A 17,109-nucleotide genomic window follows, 5' to 3' on the forward strand; every position below is an offset into this window, starting at 1 on the left:
GCCTGATGGGACATAAGGGCTCATCCCCGCCAGCAAAGACCGGGCTGGTAAATGCCGCTTTAACCTTATGCGAGGCACTAAGGACCGGAGTCCGCTTTCAGTCCCATTCAGGGGTCCGCCTTCATGTCCGCCGCCCTCGCGCTCGGCCAACGCGTCTGGAGCACCGTCCGCATCGTCTGGGCGGCGCCCTTCGCCGTGCGGTTCAGGGGGGTGCTGCAGGCGATGCTGGCCGCCCTTCTGCTGGTGGCCCTGATCTCGTGGAACCCGGCCGATCCCAGCTGGAACGCCGCATCAAGCCAGGCGCCGACCAACTGGCTGGGCGGCGCGGGCGCGACCTTCGCCGACCTGATCATGCAGTCGCTGGGGCTGGCGGCTTGGCCCGCCGTCCTGCTGCTGATCGCCTTCGGTCTGGCCGTGGCCATCGGCGACGCCCTGCAGCACCGCTTGCAGCCGACGCCGTTCAAGATCTTCTGCGCCGTCGCGGGCGTGCTGCTGCTGTCGGCCGCCCTGTCGGCCCCGGCGGCGCCCGCGAAATGGCCGCTGGCGGCGGGCATGGGCGGGCTGTGGGGCGACGCCGTCACCGGCCTGGCCGCCAACGGTCTGGGCGCCCTGAAAATCCCCGGCGCGCGCATCATTCTGGGCGTGCTGTTCGTGATCCTGGCGCTGTGGAGCCTAGCTTATACCGTAGGCCTGCGCCTGCGCGACTTCACCGACACCGCCGGCTGGGCCGCGCAAAAGGGCGCCGAGGCCCGCGCCGCCCGACCGGCCAAGACCGCCAAACCGGGCAAGGCCCCGCGCGCCGCCGCCGAGGCCGCCGCCCCAGTCCGCAAACCGCGCCATCGCCTGCCCGAAGCCGAGGAGATGGAGGCGGACGGCCCCCTCGCGGCGCCCATGCAGCCCCAGGCCGCCTTTGCCCCCGCCGCAGACGCATCCGACGATGCGGACGCCTATGCCGACGAGGCCGACGCCTACACCCCGCCGTGGGAGGATGCGGCCCCCGCCCCCATCGCCCCGCCCTCGGCCCGCGCCAACCGCCCGGCCGAGCCCAAGGTGGCGGCCGTCAAGGCGCCCAAGCCCGTGCGCAGCGACGCCGACCAACAGGCCTTCGACTTCGCGGGCGAAGGCGGCTTCGAACTGCCGCCGCTGGGCATTCTGGCCAAGCCCGGCCAGCGCGGCGGCGCCGTCGACGAGGAATCGCTGAAGGCCAACGCCAAGATGCTGGAGGGCGTGCTTCAGGAGTTCGGCGTGCGCGGCCAGATCGACCAGATCCGCCCCGGCCCCGTCGTCACCCTGTATGAACTGGTGCCCGCGCCCGGCGTGAAGCACGGCCGCGTCGTCGCCCTGGCGGACGACATCGCCCGCTCCATGTCGGCCCGCGCCTGCCGCATCAGCGTGGTTCAGGGCCGCAACGCCATTGGCATCGAACTGCCCAACGCCAAGCGCGAGACGGTCTTCCTGCGCGACCTGCTGGCGTCCGGCGAATACGACAAGAAGAGCCATCTGCTGCCGCTGGCGCTGGGCGAAACCATCGGCGGCGAGCCCTATGTCGCCGATCTGGCGCGGATGCCCCACCTGCTGATCGCGGGCACCACCGGCTCGGGCAAGTCGGTCGGGGTCAACGCCATGATCCTGTCGATCCTGTATCGCCACTCGCCCGCCGAGTGCCGCTTCATCATGATCGACCCCAAGATGCTGGAGCTGTCGGTCTATGACGGCATTCCGCACCTGCTGGCGCCGGTCGTGACCGATCCCAAGAAGGCGGTCGTGGCCCTGAAGTGGACCGTGCGCGAGATGGAGGACCGCTATCGCCGGATGTCCAAGCTCGGCGTCCGCAACGTCGCCAGCTACAACGAACGCGCCCGCGAGGCCCAGGAAAAGGGCGAGCATTTCGAACGCACCGTCCAGACCGGCTTCGACGAGCAGGGCCGCCCGGTTTACGAGAGCGAGAAGATCCGGCCCGAGCCCATGCCCTATCTGGTCGTGGTCATGGACGAGATGGCCGACCTGATGCTGGTCGCGGGCAAGGATGTGGAAGGCGCCGTCCAGCGTCTGGCCCAGATGGCGCGCGCGGCAGGCATCCACCTGATCATGGCGACACAGCGCCCGTCGGTGGACGTCATCACCGGCACCATCAAGGCCAACTTCCCGACCCGGATCAGCTTCCAGGTCACGTCGAAGATCGACAGCCGCACCATCCTGGGCGAACAGGGCGGCGAACAGCTGCTGGGTCAGGGCGACATGCTCTATATGGCGGGCGGCGGACGCATCACCCGCCTGCACGGCCCCTTCGTCGGGGACCAGGAGGTCGAAGAGGTCTGCAAACACCTGCGCGCCCAGGCCGAGCCGGAATACCTCGACCTGATCACCGATGAGCCGGACGGAGATGGCGACGGCGCCTATGGCGATGAAGGCGGCGGCACAGGCGACGACCTCTATGACCGCGCCGTGGCCGTGGTCACGCGCGACCGCAAGGCCTCGACCTCCTACGTCCAGCGCCGCCTGCAGATCGGCTACAACCGCGCCGCCACCCTGATCGAACGCATGGAGCAGGAAGGCGTCGTCAGCCCCGCCAACCACGCCGGCAAGCGCGAGGTGCTGGCCGGACCGCCGCCTATGTAGTTTCGGCTGCGCCGAGACGGCGGCTTTGCCGCCGGGCGCTATCGCTCGCGACGCGGTCGCTCGCTGCTTGAGCGCCAATCACGAGCGCACGCCTGGGGAACCCCGCGGCTCAGTCGACGCTTAGACGCCTCACGTCCTCAAGCAGCGAGCGACCGCGTCGCGAGCGCTAGGACACTAAAACAATGAACGCCGCTTCATCGGAGCGCCGGAATATGGTCAGGCTGGCGTCATCAGCCTGCCGGATGAAGCCCCCACCCTCACCGGGTCGAAAACCGTTCAGAACGGGAGAAGAAAAGACATGAGCATTTCCCGCCGCGCCTTCGGCCTCGGCTCCGCCGCCCTGGTCGCGCTCGCCGCCGCCCCCGCCGCCGTCCTGGCGCAGGCCGGGCTGTCGGCCGACGACCAGGCCGTCCTGCGCCAGGCCCAGACCTATCTGACCGCCATGACCACGGCCCAGGGGACGTTCGTCGAGACCGGGCCGAACAATCAGCGCCGCACCGGCCGCTATTATCTGCAGCGGCCCGGCAAGATGCGGTTCGAATACACCGAGCCTGCGGGCCTGCTGGTCGTCGCCGACGGCAATAACGTCAGCCGTTGGGATCCGCGCCTGAACGTCTTCCGTCAGGCGCCGCTGGGCCAGACCCCGCTGTCCACCTTCCTGGCGCGCGAGGTCCGGCTGGATCAGGGCGTGAAGATCGACCGGATCACGCGCATGGACTCCGGCGCCTTCGCCATCACCGCCCGCGACGCGCGCCGTCCCAACGAAGGCTCGGTCATCCTGGCCTTCGCCGGTTCGCCCGTGCGGCTGCAGGAATGGACCATCACCGACGCGCAAGGCTCGCGTACGCGGGTCCAGCTGACCACGCTGCAACCGGCGCCGGGCCTGGCCGCCAGTCTGTTCCAGCTGCGCGACCCGACGCGTCGCAATCGCCGCAACTGATCCGCGCCCAGAAAAAGAAGCAGGGCGAATTTGTGACAGTTTGACCTTTTTCGTCGGGCGTGACACTTTGGGCACAGGACGGCGGCGGCCGTCCCGCCCGCCACGGATTCATCCCCGCCTGGCGGCGAGAGAGACGAACTTCATGCGCCCGGACTTCGCTCCGGGCGCTTTTTTAATGCGCGCCCAACCGGCTTAGACCCCGCCCCGCCAAGCTGCTAAGCCCGCTGGCATGAGCCTTCGCATCGTCACCTGGAACATCAACTCGGTCCGCCTGCGCATTGATCAGGTCGCCCGTTTCGTCGCCGAGAACGCCCCGGACGTCCTGTGCCTGCAGGAGATCAAATGCACCGAGGACCAGTTCCCGCGTCAGGCCTTCATCGACATGGGCCTGCCCTACCTGCGGATCGGCGGTCAGAAGGGCTGGCACGGGGTGGCGATCGCCAGTCGCCTGCCCATCGTCGACAGCCCCAAGCTGGACGTCTGCCGCGAGGGCCACGCCCGCTGCGTCTCGGCCGTGGTCGAAGGGGTGGAGGTGCAGAACTTCTACATCCCGGCGGGCGGCGACCTGCCCGACCGGGCGTTGAACCCCAAGTTCGATCACAAGATGGACTTCTATGAGCGGCTGACCGCCGAGATGAAGACCCGCGACCGCCAGCGGCCTCTGGTCCTGGCCGGAGATTTCAATATCGCGCCGGGCGAGAACGACGTCTGGAACCACCGCTTCATGTCCAAGGTGGTCAGCCACACCCCCGGCGAGGTCGAGACCCTGTACCGGCTTCAGGACGCAGGCGGTTTCGCCGACGTTTTGCGCGACCAGATCCCCGACCCGACAAAGCTGGCCAGCTGGTGGAGCTATCGCGCCAAGGATTTCCGCAAGTCGAACCGGGGGCTGCGGCTGGACCACCTGTGGACCTCGCCCGGCCTGACGCCCGCCGTGGTCAAGGGCAGCGCCCGCATCCTCGATACGGTGCGCGAATGGGAACGGCCCAGCGACCACGCCCCGGTCGTGATGGACCTGGACGTCTGAGGCCGCCTCAGAAGGGGAAGAAGATCGGGATGGCGACCATGGCCGCCGCCCAGGTGATCAGGTTCAGCGGCGTGCCGACGCGGACGAAGTCCATGTAGCTGTAGCCGCCCATCTGATAGACGAGGACGTTGGTCTGATAGCCGAAGGGCGTGGCGAAGGCGGCCGAGGCGGCCATCATCACCGCCACCAGGAAGGGGCGCGGATCGACCCCCAGGCTCTCGGCCAGGGCGACCGCGATCGGCGTCACCAGCACGGCCACCGTGGCGTTGGACAAAAGCTCGGTCGCGAACAGGGTCACGCCGTAGAGCACGATCAAGGCGCCCAGCGGCCCGAACGGACGGATCACCTCGATCAGCAGGCCCGCCCCCTGCGCCGCCAGCCCCGTCACCTCGATCGCCGTGCCGACCACCACCATGCCGGCGATCAGCAGCAGGATGTCCGGCTTCAACCCCGAATAGGCCTCTTCCGGCGTCAGCACGCCCAGCAGGATCAGGGCCACCGCCCCGGCGAAGGCCGCCGCCGCGATGGGCGCGATTCCCAGACCCGCCGCCGCCACCACCAGGACGAAGACCGCCAGGGCGATCAGCGCCCGCTTCCACTGCAATGGGCGGTCCGCTGAAGAATAGAGATCAACGTCGCCCAGGTGGGCGTCGCCGGTGCCGTCGCGCTGGTTGCGGCTTTCGCCGAGCCGGGCCAACGACGGCAGGGAGAAGGGCAGACGCCACCGACGCGCTCCCTTAACCGCCTGCGCTTCCGCAGCGAGGCGCTCCCGTTCAGCTTCAGCTTCTTCCTCAGCCGTGGCCGAGCGGCCCAATTGGCGCGCGCCGAAAAAATAGAGCCACAGCCCGCCGACCAGGGCGATGATCAGACCCACGGGCGTGATCTCGAACAGGCTGAACACCGGCTGACCGGCGTTTCGCGCCATGTCGTTGACCAGCAGGTTGGTCGAGGTGCCGATCAGGGTCAGCAGGCCGCCCAGCACCGTCACATGGCTGAGCGGCATCAGGAACCGCTTGGGCGACAGCTTCAGCGACTTGGCCATGTCGCGCACGACCGGCGCGGCCAGCACCACTACCGGCGTATTGTTCAGAAAGCCGCCGACCGAGCCGCACAGGCCGATCACCACCCAGATGCCCGTCGCGCCGAAACGCCGACACAGCCCCGTCGCCTTGCGGATCATCAGGCCCAGAAGGCCCGATAGCTCGATGGCGTAGGCGATGACGAACAGCCCGGCCAGGGCGATGACCGCCGGGCTGGCGAAGGCGCTCTGCACCTCGACCGGGCGGACCACGCCGAACAGCAGCAGGGCCGCCGCCCCGCTGAGCGCCACCACGTCCGAACGCATCCGCCCGTGGATCATCACCCCGACCACGGCGATCAGAACGATGAGAGCGATGATCTGGTCCAGCGTCACCCGCGCAAGACCCCCTTTTTCAGCCCAGCCGCGACCACGATCACGGGTCGGGGCGCCAATCAGCGTTTCCCGTGTTAGGCTGGTTCCATGTCGATCACAACGACCCGTCTCGCCGCGCCGCTCGCCCTGGCGGCGGCCCTGCCGCTTCTGACCTGGTGCCAGCGGCCGCCGGAACCGGCCGCCCCTGCGGATCCGGCCCCGCCGCCGACGGTCGTGCTGGATTCTACGTTGAACCGCGCCGCCCTTCTGGCCGCCCTGACCGAGGCCGGAACCGCCTTGGCCGACGGCCAGACGCGCGACGCGGCCCTGACCGGCCGAACGGTGTCGGTGCGCCTGCCCTTCGGTTGCGGCGGCGAGGCGGCCGTCGCCGGCGAAGCCGGCGGCCTGCCCCGCCTCGTTCGCAATGCCGACGGAAGCCTGGCCCTGACGGTCACGCCGGAAGACCTGGGCGCGTCGGCCCTGGTCCCGGCGACCCGCGAGGGGGCGGTCGACAAGTGGGAGGCGGTCGAAGGCTTCTGGATCGCCCGGCCATGGAGCGGGCTGGACGCCTGTCCGGCGTCAACAGCTGTGGCCGCCCCCGCCCCGGAACTCGCGCCTTCGCCGGCTCAAACGGCGATCAAGACGCCCGCCGAGGGCAAGACGACTGAGGCCAAGGTCGTTGACGACGTCGCGGCGCCGCCAATCGTCCAGCCCGAACGCAGCGCCGGGCTGGCCGCCGTGTTCGAAACGGGCGGCTCGCGCCTGGGCCGTCGTCAGGGCCAGGCCTATGTCCATGTCATTCGGGGAGAAAAGGGCGTCGCGCCGACGCCGGCGCCGGGCGGCTATGCGCTGCGGCTGGAAGGACGGCTGACCGCCTTCGCGGACGGCAAGGCCGTCCATTGCGTCCAGCAGGACGCCGAAAGCCGGCCGGTCTGCATCGCCGCTTTGCGGCTGGACCGGCTGGCCTTCGAGGATGGGGCCACGGGCGCGCTTCTCAGCGAATGGCGCCCGCGTTGATTTAAGCTCAGGCTGCGCCCAGCAGCTTGGCCCCGGCCAGCACGCCCATCAGGATCAGGGTGACGCTGCCGGTGAAGACGACGATGCCTTCGAACGAGAAGCTCGAAGCGCGGGGATGCACGAGTTTCATGACTTGGTTCCTTTCGGCGGGGGAGTTCCGAACGGTCTCAAGATAGGCGGCTCGACTGTACGGGACAAACCACGGTTAGGCCGCGTAGGGTGATCTCAGATCACCCGATCCGCATTCGCGTCCTCATCCAGCCGCGATTCCGCCACGATCCAGTTGAGGAAGCGCCGCAGCTTGGGTTCGTCCGCCCGTTCGGGCAGGACCACCGCCCAATAGGCCAGGTCGTTGGTCAGGGCGTGATCGACCGGCTGGATCAGCCGCCCCTCGCGCAGGTCGTCCGCCGCCAGGGGCGCCGAGGTCAGGGCCACGCCGCGTCCTGATAAAGCCGCCTCCAGCGCCAGATGGCTGTGGCTGAAATGGGGGCCGCGCAAGTGGTTCACCCGGGGATCATCGACCCCGGCGCTCTCGAACCAGGCCTTCCAGCCCATGCGGTCGGCGTAGGGCATGTCGTGCCAGGTCTCATGGATCAGCACCACGTCCAGCAGGTCGGACGGCTGGTTCAACCGCCGCGCGGCGGCGAAAGACGGGGCGCAGACCGGGATCAGCCGCTCATTGACCAGTCGTCGCGCCACCTGACCCGGATAGGGGCCTTCTCCGTAACGCAGGGCCACGTCGGCCTCGCCGTTCGATAGGTCGGCGATGCGGTCCTCGGCGAAGACGATCAGGTCGAGATCCGGATTTTCCTCGCTGAAGCGATGCAGGCGCGGCGACAGCCATTTGCTGGCCAGCGACGGCAAGGCGGTGATGCGCAGCTGGCGCGAGCGGCCCGGCCGCACGGCCTCCAGCGCGCTTTCCAGCCGCTCGAAGGCGTCGGCCACGCCCTGGGCCAGGCGCTTGCCGTCGGCGGTCAGGCGCACCGAACGGTTGAAACGATCGAACAGGCGCAGGCCCAGCCGCATCTCCAGCGCCTTCACATGGCGGCTGACGGCGCCGGGGGTGACGCCCAACTCCTCGGCCGCCTCGCGGAAGCTGCCGAGGCGAGCGGCTGCGTCGAACGCCCGAAGCGCCACCAGCGGCGGGGTCGGGCGACGCTCGCTCATCTGAGGGTCAGGGCTGGAGGCGGTAGCCGCCGGCGTCGGTCAGCAGCAGACGGGCCTGGCCCGGCTCGACCTCGATCTTCTGACGCAGGCGATAGATGTGCGTTTCCAGGGTGTGGGTGGTGACCCCGGCGTTGTAGCCCCAGACCTCGGTCAGCAGCTCTTCGCGCGACACCGGCTTGGCCCCGGCGCGATAGAGGTACTTGAGAATGTTGGTTTCCTTCTCGGTCAGCCGGACCTTCTTGCCCTTGTCGTCGACCATCAGCTTGGAAGCCGGGCGGAACTCATAGGGGCCGACCTGGAAGACGGCGTCCTCGGACTGTTCGTGGCTGCGCAGGTGGGCGCGGATGCGCGCCAGCAGGACCGCGAAGCGGAAGGGCTTGGTGACATAGTCGTTGGCGCCGGAATCGAGACCGAGGATAGCGTCCGAATCCGACGACTGCGCCGTCAGCATGATGACCGGGGTGGACACGCCCGCCTTGCGGATCAGGCGACAGGCCTCGCGGCCGTCCATGTCGGGCAGGTCGACGTCGAGCAGGATCAGATCGGCCCGCGCCTCCTTGGCCTGGCGCACGCCGTCGGTCGCCGTCGCGGCCTGGGCCGGGCGGAATTCCTCATGAAGCGCCAACTGCTCGGCCAAGGCCTCGCGCAGGTCGTTGTCGTCATCGATGATCAGAATGGTCTTGGGCGTGCGCATGGTCTCTTTAGAATGGCGAGGCTTGAGCCTGACGCCAAGGGCGCCAAACGCGATATTGCGTCCTAAGAGGTCGCAGGGACCATATTTCGTTCCCCGAACAGGGCCGAACCCACTCGAACATGGGTCGCCCCCGCCTCGATCGCCGTCAAATAGTCGCCGCTCATGCCCATCGACAGGACCGAGAGGCTGTTACGCGCAGCGATAGCGGCCAGCACAGCGAAGTGCGGCGCGGGGTCTTCATCGGCCGGGGGAATGCACATCAGCCCTTCGACCGTCAGGCCGTGAACGTCGCGCGCGGCGGCGATCAGGGCGTCGGCGTCGTCCGGCAGGACGCCCGCCTTCTGCGGCTCGGCGCCCGTATTGACCTGAACCAGCATGCGAGGGCGACGGCCCGTCTTGCGCGCGGCGGCGGCCAGGGCGGCGGCGAGGCGTTCGCGATCCAGAGTCTCGATGACGTCGAACAGTTCGACCGCGTCTTGCGCCTTATTGGTCTGCAGGGGGCCGATCAGGCGCAGCTCCAGATCCGGCAGGGCGGCGCGACGCTCATCCCAGTGGGCCTTGGCCTCCTGCACCCGGTTCTCGCCGAACACCCGCTGGCCGGCCGCCAGGGCGGCGTCGAGGGCGGCGTCGCCCTGCGTCTTGGACACAGCCGTCAGCACCACGGAAGCAGGGTCGCGGCCCGCCGCCAGGGCCGCGTCATGGATGCGGCGACGCACCTCGGCGAAGCGGTCGGCGATGGACGAAACGGCGAAAGCGGGCGTAGTGGCGGTCATGACCCTGTCCGAACTCATGGCCGAGGACGCGCGCACCCTTTGGGCGGCGGCCCAGACCCTGTCGCAGTCTGTAGCCCTCGCGGCGGCGCCTGTCAGCCCGCGCCCCCTGCCGCCCCTGCTGTTCTTCACCGATCCAGAGCGGACGCCCCGGCCGTGGGAGACGGCGGCGCGGCTGCCTGCGGGCGCTGGGGTCGTGTACCGCGCCTTCGGCGCCGCCGACGCCGTCGAGACCGGGCTTCGTCTGCGCGAGGCGACGCGGGCGGCAGGCGCATTGCTGCTGGTCGGGCTGGACGCCGCCCTGGCCGAGCGGGTGGAGGCTGACGGCGTACACCTGCCCGAACGCGCCCTCTCGTCGGCCTACGCCCTGTCGGGACGGCGGCCAGACTGGCTGCTGACCGGCGCGGCGCATTCGGAAGCGGCGGTGCGCGGCGCGCGCGACCTGCACGCCCTGGTGCTGTCGCCGGTCTTCCCGGCCGGCGGCGCTTCAGCGGCCAAGCCCGCGCTGGGCGTGGAGCGGTTCTCCGCCTTGGTCACCATGGCCCCCTGCCCGGTCTACGCCCTGGGCGGCGTCACGGCGCGCAACGCGCAAGCCCTCAGCGAATCAGGCGCGTGCGGTCTAGCGGGCGTGGAGGCGATCCAAGCGGCGTTCACCTCTCGCTGAGAGAGCGCCCAGGATCAGAACTTGAAGATGGTCTCGAGGCGCACGCGCGGGGCGGCGCGGCGATCAGCGGCGCTTTCGGGCGCACGGGCCGGATCGACTTCCGGCGAGGCCAAGTTGGCGGCGGCGCCGACGCGCAGGCGCGGGCTGAGGCGGTAATAGGCCCCGGCCTCGACGTCGCCCCAGTCGGCTTCGCGGCCGACGGGCTGGTTCAGGTTGAAGTTCAGGCCCCAGCGGCCGTTCTCGTTCCAGCGCAGGCCGCGGCGCTGGGCGGCGGTCGGGGTGCTGGGCGACTGGGCGGCGATGTCGGTCAGGCTGACGGCAGGGGCGCGGCCGCGCGTCTGCGCAGCGGCGTCGGTCGCCGCCCCGGCCAAGGCCAGGGCGCCCACGCTTGCAGCGATGACGGCGACGAAACGCATTTCACCCACCCTATGGACCGCTCGTTTTCTGCGGCGATCCTCGTTGACGACCTCAGAACGCCTGAACGAGCCGCGTCTGATCTGGGGATAAGATATGGACTGCATTCCTACGGTCAACGGAACGTGGCCCTATGGTACAGGTTCCAGGCGACTCCGGCGCGGGCTGTGGCGCCCTTGTCACGCAGAAGGGCGAGACCGAGGCCTCTATCGGTCGAGTCTGATGCCAGATCGCCTTGTCATCGCCCCTTTTCGCCGTGTTATAGAGCGTTGCTGACGCGAACGTGCGTGGGCGTCGCCAGGCGACGTTCCCTCACGCGCCGTCAAACCCTTTCACGGAGATCACGGAATGGCTCTTGTTCGCGGCGCTGCGGTCGCCCTGATCGCCTCGGGCCTGCTGCTCGGGGGCTGCTCCAGCCTGCCGTTCGGCGGCTCTAAGGCCAAGGCGCCCACCATGGAGGCCCAGCTGGGCATCGGCGTGAACGCCTATCTGTGGCGCGCCACCCTGGACACCCTGTCCTTCATGCCCCTGACCAGCGCCGATCCGTGGGGCGGCGTGGTCAACTATGACTGGTACGTCAATCCGCAGGCGCCGAACGAGCGCTTCAAGGCGACCGTCTTCATCCTGGATCGCCGCCTGCGCGCCGACGCCCTGAACGTCGCCGTAACCAAGGAAGTCAAGGACGCCGCCGGCGCCTGGGTCTCCGCTCCGGTCGCGGCCCAGACCGAAACCGATCTGGAGAACGCCATCCTGACCAAGGCGCGCCAGCTCAACCTCGCCAACGCGGCCCGTCGCTAAAGACCGGCCGCCCCTCACCTTTCGTCTTCAACGCGTCCTCAGGCCCGCCTCAAGCTTCGCGCCTGAGGCGCCGCCTCAGGATACGCCGTGGCCCGCTACGAGCCCAAGACCGCCGAACCCCGCCAGCAGGCCCGATGGGCTGCGGCCGACGCCTTCTCGGTGTCCAACGCCGACACCGGCCGTCCGAAATACTACGTCCTGGAGATGTTCCCCTATCCGTCGGGCAACATCCACATGGGCCACGCCCGCAACTATGTGATGGGCGACGTGGTGGCGCGTCACAAGCGGGCGCAGGGTTTCGACGTCCTGCATCCGATGGGCTGGGACGCCTTCGGCATGCCGGCCGAGAACGCGGCCATGGAGCGCGGCGTCCACCCTGGCGACTGGACCTGGTCCAACATCGCCGCCATGCGCGACCAGCTGAAGCTGCTGGGCCTGTCGCTGGACTGGTCGCGTGAGTTCGCCACCTGCGACCCCGACTACTACGGCAAGCAGCAAGCCTGGTTCCTGGAGCTGTTCAAGCGTGGCCTGGTCTATCGCAAGGACGGCGTGGTCAACTGGGATCCGGTCGATAACACCGTCCTGGCTAATGAGCAGGTCATTGACGGGCGCGGCTGGCGTTCGGGCGCCGTGGTCGAGAAGCGCAAGCTGAACCAGTGGTTCCTGCGTATTACTCAGTATGCGGATGATCTGATCGACGGCCTGGCCGAGCTGGAAGGCCGCTGGCCCGAGAAGGTCCGCCTGATGCAGGAAAACTGGATCGGCCGGTCCAAGGGTCTGCAGATGAAATGGGCCTGGGCGGGCGCCGCTCCGGCTGGTTTCGATGACGGACTGGAGATCTACACCACCCGTCCCGACACCCTGTTCGGCGCCAGCTTCATGGGTCTGGCTCCCGATCATGCGATCTCGAAACAATTGGCCGAGGCCGACCCCAAGGTCGCCGCCTTCGTCGCCGAATGCCGCAAGGGCGGCGCCAGCCAGGCCGACATCGAACAGGCCGAGAAGATCGGCTGGGACACGGGGCTGAAGGTCGTCCACCCCTTCACTGGGGCCGAGGTCTCGGTGTGGATCGCCAACTTCATCCTGTCCGACTACGGCACCGGCGCCATCTTCGCCTGCCCGGCGCATGACCAGCGCGATCTGGACTTCGCCCGCAAATACGATCTGCCGGTGATCCCGGTCGTCCGCCCCGAGGGCGCGGGCGACGACTTCGCCGTGACGGACGAGGCCTATACCGGCCCCGGCTCCATCTTCCATTCCGACTTCCTGAACGGTCTGGACATCGAGGCCGCCAAGGCCGAGGCCATCCGCCGGATCGAGGCTGCCGAAACCGGCCAGGGCGCGACCATCTATCGCCTGCGCGACTGGGGCGTCAGCCGCCAGCGCTACTGGGGCTGCCCCATCCCGGTCATCCACTGCGAGGCCTGCGGCGTCGTGCCGGTTCCGGCCGATCAGCTGCCGGTCGAACTGCCCAAGGACGTCACCTTCGACGTCCCCGGCAACCCGCTGGACCGCCACCCGACCTGGAAGCACGTCAACTGTCCGTCATGCGGCGCCTCCGCCCGACGCGAGACGGACACGCTGGACACCTTCGTCGACAGCTCCTGGTATTTCGCCCGCTTCGCCGACCCCAAGGCGGCCGAGCCGATCAACAAGGCCGCCGCCGCCAAATGGCTGCCGGTCGATCAATATATCGGCGGCGTCGAGCACGCGGTCCTGCACCTGCTCTACGCCCGCTTCATCACCCGCGCCCTGTCGGACGCCGGTCTGATGGACGTGAAGGAGCCGTTCGCGGGCCTGTTCACCCAAGGCATGGTGGTCCACGAGACCTATTTCGACGGTCATGAGGACAGCGGCAAACCGCGCTGGGTCGAGCCGTCAGACGTCCGCATCGAGACGGCGGACGGCCAGCGCGTCGCCACCCGCCTGTCCACCGGCGCCGCCGTCACGATCGGCGACATCGAAAAGATGTCGAAGTCCAAGAAGAACGTGGTCGCGCCCCAGGACATCATCACCGCCTATGGCGTAGACGCCGGCCGCCTGTTCATCCTGTCCGACAGCCCGCCTGAGCGCGACATCCAGTGGTCGACCGGGGGGGTCGAAGGCGCCGCCCGCTTCGTCCAGCGCGTCTGGGGCGAGTTCGACGGCTTTGACGCCGCCGCGCCAGCGAACCCCGATGCGGACGCCGCCCTGATCCGCGAGACGCACAAGGCCATCAAGGCCGTCAGCGAAGGCGTCGAGCATTTCCGCTTCAACTCGGCCGTGGCCAAGCTCTACGCCTTCCTGGCGACCATCCGCCAACACGACAAGGCGGGCGCCGAGGCGAAGAAGACCGCCCTGGCCGCCCTGGCGCGGCTGATGGCGCCCTTCACCCCGCACCTGGCCGAGGAATGCTGGACCCGGCTGGGCGAGGCCGGAATGGTGCTGGACGCGCCCTGGCCCGTCTATGACGCCGCCCTGGCCGCCGACGACCAGGTCACCTTGCCCGTGCAGATCGGCGGCAAACGTCGCGGCGAAGTCGTCCTGCCGCGCGGATCGGACAATGCGACGGTCGAGGCCGCCGCTCTCGCCAATCCGACGGTTCAAGCCTACCTTGCCGCCAACAACCTCAGCGTTCGCAAGGTGATCGTGGTGCCCGACCGTATCGTCAATCTGGTGGCCGGCTGATGCGCCGCCTGGCCCTGCTCGGCGTCCTGGCGGGCGCAAGCCTGCTGTCGGCCTGCGGCTTCACGCCCATGTACGGCGAGACCGGCGTCAGCGGCGGTCTGTCGCGCATCGCCGTGACCACGCCGGACGACCGTCTGGGCTATCGCCTGCGCGAGCAGCTGGAGGACGCCTTCGGCCGCGACGGCGCACAGGCCCCCCTCTATCGCCTGACGACCGAGGTCGAGCAGAGCCGTCGCCCTCTGGGCCGCCGCATCGACGACACCGCCAGCCGCTATGAGCTGACCGTCAAGGCCGCCTGGGCCCTGACCCCCGCCGCTGGCGGCAAGACGATCAAGGGCGTGCAGACCACGACAGTCACCTACGCCGCCGCGGATCAGCCCTACGCCGCCATCGCCGCCCAGCAGGACGGCGAGGACCGGGCCGCCGCCGACCTGGCTCGTCTGATCCGCCTGGACATGATGCGCGTCCTGGCGGGGCTCTGAAGGCCTTCGCATGATCCTGTCCAAGCGGCCCGACGTCGACCGCTTCCTGAAGGCGCCGGACGCTGGCGTCCGCGCCGCCGTCATCCACGGCAAAGACCGTTCGGGCGTGACCGAGCGCGCCCTGACGTTGTGCCGCACGATCACCTCGGATCTGAACGACCCCTTCAACGTCACCCTGCTGACCGAGGCCGACATCGACGGCGACGCCGTGCGGCTGGAAGAGGCGCTGACGGCGCTCAGCATGATCGGCGGGCGGCGCCTGGTGCGCATCCGGATGTCGGACGGCAAGGCAGGCGTGGACAAGGCCGTGGCCGCCGCCCTGACCGCCCACGCCGAGGGCGCCTATAATCCCGACGCCATGTTGGTGGTCGAGGCCGGGGCGCTGGGCCGCGAATCCGCCCTGCGCAAGGCCGCCGAAAAGGCCCAGGGCGCAGTCGCCATCGCCTGCTATGAAGACGAGGTCGGCGATGTCGCCCGCATGACGCGCGAGGCCCTGGGCGCGGACAAGGTCGGCCTGTCATCCGACGCCCTGGACCGCTTCGTCGCCCGCCTGCCCCGCGAACGCGGCCTGATGCGTCAGGAGATCGAGCGGCTGATCCTCTATATCGGTCCCGGATCGGGCCGCACCATCGACGTCGAGGAGCTGGACGCCCACCTGGGGGTCGAGCCCGACGCCTCCCTGTCCGACGCCGCCTTGCAGGCCTTCGGCGGCCGCCCCGGCCCCGCCCAGGCGGGTTTGCGTCGCGCCCTGGCCGAGGGCGAAAGCGCCGTCATGGCCGTACGCATGGCCTCGCTTCATCTTGGAAAACTACGCCGAATCAATATCTTGCAGGCCAACGGCGCTGGCGCCAAGGAGGCCGCCAAGGCCGCCGGCGTGTTCTGGAAACAGGAAGCGGAAATGCTGCGCCAATCGCGCGTCTGGCGGCTTGAACTGCTCGACGAGCTGCAGGACAGCGTCAACACCGCCGACGTCATGACCAAGACCACAGGCATGCCCGAGGCCCTGATCGCCGAACGCCTGCTGCTGGAGATCGCCGCCCGCGCCAAGCGCATGGGGCTCTAACGCGCACAGGGGACGACGGCGGCCGGCGGAAGGCTCCCTCAGCCTCGCTTGGAGGCGCGACGGAAAGCAGGCTTGTTCAAGGCCGCCGCCTGACGCTGCATCGACCGCTCCGCCTTGCGAGCTCCATCAACGCCGGCAAAGCCGCCATCCTGCTGAGCCGCCTTCTCCGCAGCCAGCGCACGCTTGAGCGCCTCAGCAGCACTCCATTTCTTAGAAATTTCGTTCATAGGCCGATCCTAGCAGCCCTGCGCGAAAAACAAGCCCTTCCACGCCCTGCGCCGCTCTTTCCGCTTAGACGGCCCCGAGCCCTGACCAATACGCCAAATGAGCTGTATTGACACAAACGTATATAGGGGATTTCTATGGCGATGATCGGTCCTCGATCATCGATCGAGTCATGCGCGTCATCACCTGCTGGCGCGTCAGCACTCGCTCTCATCCCCGACTTGCCCGTCCCGGCTTGTTCCTGGACGGGCTTTTTCGTTATGGGTGTCAGCCCCGCATCAGGCGTCGGCACAGGTCGTCGAGCTGTTCCAAAGTGCCGTATTTGACAGTGATCTCGCCCTTGCCGCCCTTGTCGGCCAGCGAAACCTTCAGACCAAGCGCGTCGGACAGATCCTGCTCAAGGGCCGCGATGTCGGCCGCACCCTCGCCGCTCATGGTCGGCTTGGCCTTGGGCGTTTTCGGGCCCTCCGCCGCACGACGCGCCAGGGCCTCGGTCTGACGGACGTTCAGCCCCTTGGCGATGACCTCGGTCGCCAGTTCCTCGGCATTCGGCGCCGTGATCAAGGCCCGGGCGTGGCCGGCCGACAGATCGCCCCGCACCACATGCTCGCGCACCGCCTCGGGCAGTTGCAGCAGACGCAGGGTGTTGGCCACATGGCTGCGGCTCTTGCCCACCACCCCCGCCAGAGCGTCCTGGGTGCGGCCGAAGCGCTCCATCAGGACGGCATAGGCGTTGGCCTCTTCCATCGGGTTCAGGTCGGCGCGCTGGACGTTTTCGATGACGCCGACTTCCAGCACCTCGATGTCGTCCATCTCGCGCACGACGATCGGCACCTGGGTCAGGCGGGCGGCCTGGGCGGCGCGCCAGCGGCGCTCGCCGGCGATGATCTGCCACACGCCCTGCTCGCCCGGTTGCGACCGCACCAGGATGGGCTGCAGCACTCCCTTGTCGCGGATCGAGGCCGTCAGTTCATCCAGATCCGTCTTGGCGAAGATCTTGCGCGGCTGGTCCGGATTCGGCTTCAGCGCCTCGATCGGCGCGCGTTGCACGCCGGCCGGCGCCGGGCCGGTCGCGTCGACGGCGACAGGCTCCTGCGCGTTTTCTCCCAGAAGCGCCGAGAGACCCCGGCCCAGACCACGCTGACGTTCGGACAAGATGCTGTTTCCGT

Annotated in this window: 17 protein-coding genes; 9 read left to right on the forward strand and 8 right to left on the reverse strand. The window is 68.8% G+C overall.

Features of this window, described 5'->3' with window-relative positions; all coding sequences use genetic code 11:
- Positions 1 to 123: 123 nt before the first annotated feature.
- The 3 genes from ACU5AP_RS02725 to xth all read left to right on the forward strand — a co-directional run bounded on the left by ACU5AP_RS02725 (position 124) and on the right by xth (position 4,586).
- On the forward strand, positions 124 to 2,619 hold the full coding sequence (locus ACU5AP_RS02725; protein WP_128719209.1) for an FtsK/SpoIIIE family DNA translocase: 2,496 nt from the start codon (positions 124 to 126) through the stop codon (positions 2,617 to 2,619).
- 298 nt (positions 2,620 to 2,917) lie between these two features.
- A complete protein-coding gene (locus ACU5AP_RS02730; RefSeq protein WP_046652698.1) occupies positions 2,918 to 3,559 on the forward strand; it encodes a LolA family protein in 642 nt (213 codons plus the stop codon).
- 229 nt (positions 3,560 to 3,788) lie between these two features.
- Complete coding sequence (gene xth, locus ACU5AP_RS02735) at positions 3,789 to 4,586, forward strand: exodeoxyribonuclease III (RefSeq protein ID WP_128719208.1); 798 nt, start codon at positions 3,789 to 3,791, stop codon at positions 4,584 to 4,586.
- A gap of 7 nt (positions 4,587 to 4,593) precedes the next feature.
- On the opposite strand, the gene ACU5AP_RS02740 is transcribed toward xth, so the two are convergent.
- Entirely contained in the window at positions 4,594 to 6,000 is a 1,407-nt protein-coding gene (locus ACU5AP_RS02740) for an SLC13 family permease (protein WP_128719207.1), read from the reverse strand.
- An 87-nt stretch (positions 6,001 to 6,087) separates the two neighbouring features.
- On the opposite strand from ACU5AP_RS02740, the gene ACU5AP_RS02745 reads away from it, so the two are divergent.
- Positions 6,088 to 6,996, forward strand: a complete 909-nt coding sequence (locus ACU5AP_RS02745; RefSeq protein ID WP_128719206.1) for a hypothetical protein — start codon at positions 6,088 to 6,090, stop codon at positions 6,994 to 6,996.
- A gap of 7 nt (positions 6,997 to 7,003) precedes the next feature.
- On the opposite strand, the gene ACU5AP_RS02750 is transcribed toward ACU5AP_RS02745, so the two are convergent.
- The 4 genes from ACU5AP_RS02750 to ACU5AP_RS02765 all read right to left on the reverse strand — a co-directional run bounded on the left by ACU5AP_RS02750 (position 7,004) and on the right by ACU5AP_RS02765 (position 9,630).
- Positions 7,004 to 7,126, reverse strand: a complete 123-nt coding sequence (locus ACU5AP_RS02750; protein WP_003166568.1) for a hypothetical protein — start codon at positions 7,124 to 7,126, stop codon at positions 7,004 to 7,006.
- Positions 7,127 to 7,221: 95 nt separating this feature from the next.
- Positions 7,222 to 8,163, reverse strand: coding sequence for a transcriptional regulator GcvA (gene gcvA, locus ACU5AP_RS02755; protein ID WP_128719205.1), 942 nt, complete (start codon positions 8,161 to 8,163; stop codon positions 7,222 to 7,224).
- A gap of 7 nt (positions 8,164 to 8,170) precedes the next feature.
- Entirely contained in the window at positions 8,171 to 8,857 is a 687-nt protein-coding gene (locus ACU5AP_RS02760) for a response regulator transcription factor (RefSeq protein ID WP_003166566.1), read from the reverse strand.
- Positions 8,858 to 8,919: 62 nt separating this feature from the next.
- Positions 8,920 to 9,630 carry a YggS family pyridoxal phosphate-dependent enzyme gene (locus ACU5AP_RS02765; protein WP_095046069.1) on the reverse strand — a complete coding sequence of 237 codons (711 nt, stop codon included), beginning with the start codon at positions 9,628 to 9,630 and terminating at the stop codon, positions 8,920 to 8,922.
- Here ACU5AP_RS02765 and ACU5AP_RS02770 point away from each other — a divergent pair.
- The gene (locus tag ACU5AP_RS02770) at positions 9,629 to 10,291 is read left to right on the forward strand and encodes a thiamine phosphate synthase (protein WP_223850638.1); all 663 of its coding nucleotides are present in this window, start codon (positions 9,629 to 9,631) and stop codon (positions 10,289 to 10,291) included. The genes ACU5AP_RS02765 and ACU5AP_RS02770 overlap by 2 nt on opposite strands.
- Positions 10,292 to 10,305: 14 nt before the next feature.
- On the opposite strand, the gene ACU5AP_RS02775 is transcribed toward ACU5AP_RS02770, so the two are convergent.
- Positions 10,306 to 10,707: an NtrZ family periplasmic regulatory protein gene (locus ACU5AP_RS02775; protein WP_046652691.1), complete on the reverse strand. Its 402-nt coding sequence runs from the start codon at positions 10,705 to 10,707 to the stop codon at positions 10,306 to 10,308.
- A gap of 346 nt (positions 10,708 to 11,053) precedes the next feature.
- On the opposite strand from ACU5AP_RS02775, the gene ACU5AP_RS02780 reads away from it, so the two are divergent.
- From ACU5AP_RS02780 to holA, 4 genes are all read left to right on the forward strand, one after another.
- Positions 11,054 to 11,503, forward strand: coding sequence for a DUF3576 domain-containing protein (locus tag ACU5AP_RS02780; protein ID WP_003166564.1), 450 nt, complete (start codon positions 11,054 to 11,056; stop codon positions 11,501 to 11,503).
- An 87-nt stretch (positions 11,504 to 11,590) separates the two neighbouring features.
- The gene (gene leuS, locus ACU5AP_RS02785; protein WP_446680757.1) at positions 11,591 to 14,170 is read left to right on the forward strand and encodes a leucine--tRNA ligase; all 2,580 of its coding nucleotides are present in this window, start codon (positions 11,591 to 11,593) and stop codon (positions 14,168 to 14,170) included.
- A complete protein-coding gene (gene lptE / locus ACU5AP_RS02790) occupies positions 14,170 to 14,652 on the forward strand; it encodes an LPS assembly lipoprotein LptE (RefSeq protein WP_128719203.1) in 483 nt (160 codons plus the stop codon). Before leuS ends, lptE begins: the two co-directional genes overlap by 1 nt.
- Positions 14,653 to 14,662: 10 nt before the next feature.
- The gene (holA, locus tag ACU5AP_RS02795) at positions 14,663 to 15,715 is read left to right on the forward strand and encodes a DNA polymerase III subunit delta (RefSeq protein ID WP_128719202.1); all 1,053 of its coding nucleotides are present in this window, start codon (positions 14,663 to 14,665) and stop codon (positions 15,713 to 15,715) included.
- A 38-nt stretch (positions 15,716 to 15,753) separates the two neighbouring features.
- Here holA and ACU5AP_RS02800 read toward each other — a convergent pair whose 3' ends face one another.
- Complete coding sequence (locus ACU5AP_RS02800) at positions 15,754 to 15,942, reverse strand: hypothetical protein (RefSeq protein WP_446680758.1); 189 nt, start codon at positions 15,940 to 15,942, stop codon at positions 15,754 to 15,756.
- Between the two features lie 265 nt (positions 15,943 to 16,207).
- Positions 16,208 to 17,095, reverse strand: coding sequence for a ParB/RepB/Spo0J family partition protein (locus tag ACU5AP_RS02805; RefSeq protein ID WP_128719200.1), 888 nt, complete (start codon positions 17,093 to 17,095; stop codon positions 16,208 to 16,210).
- Positions 17,096 to 17,109 lie beyond the last annotated feature (14 nt).

The sequence above is a fragment of the Brevundimonas sp. RM1 genome (assembly GCF_052907225.1).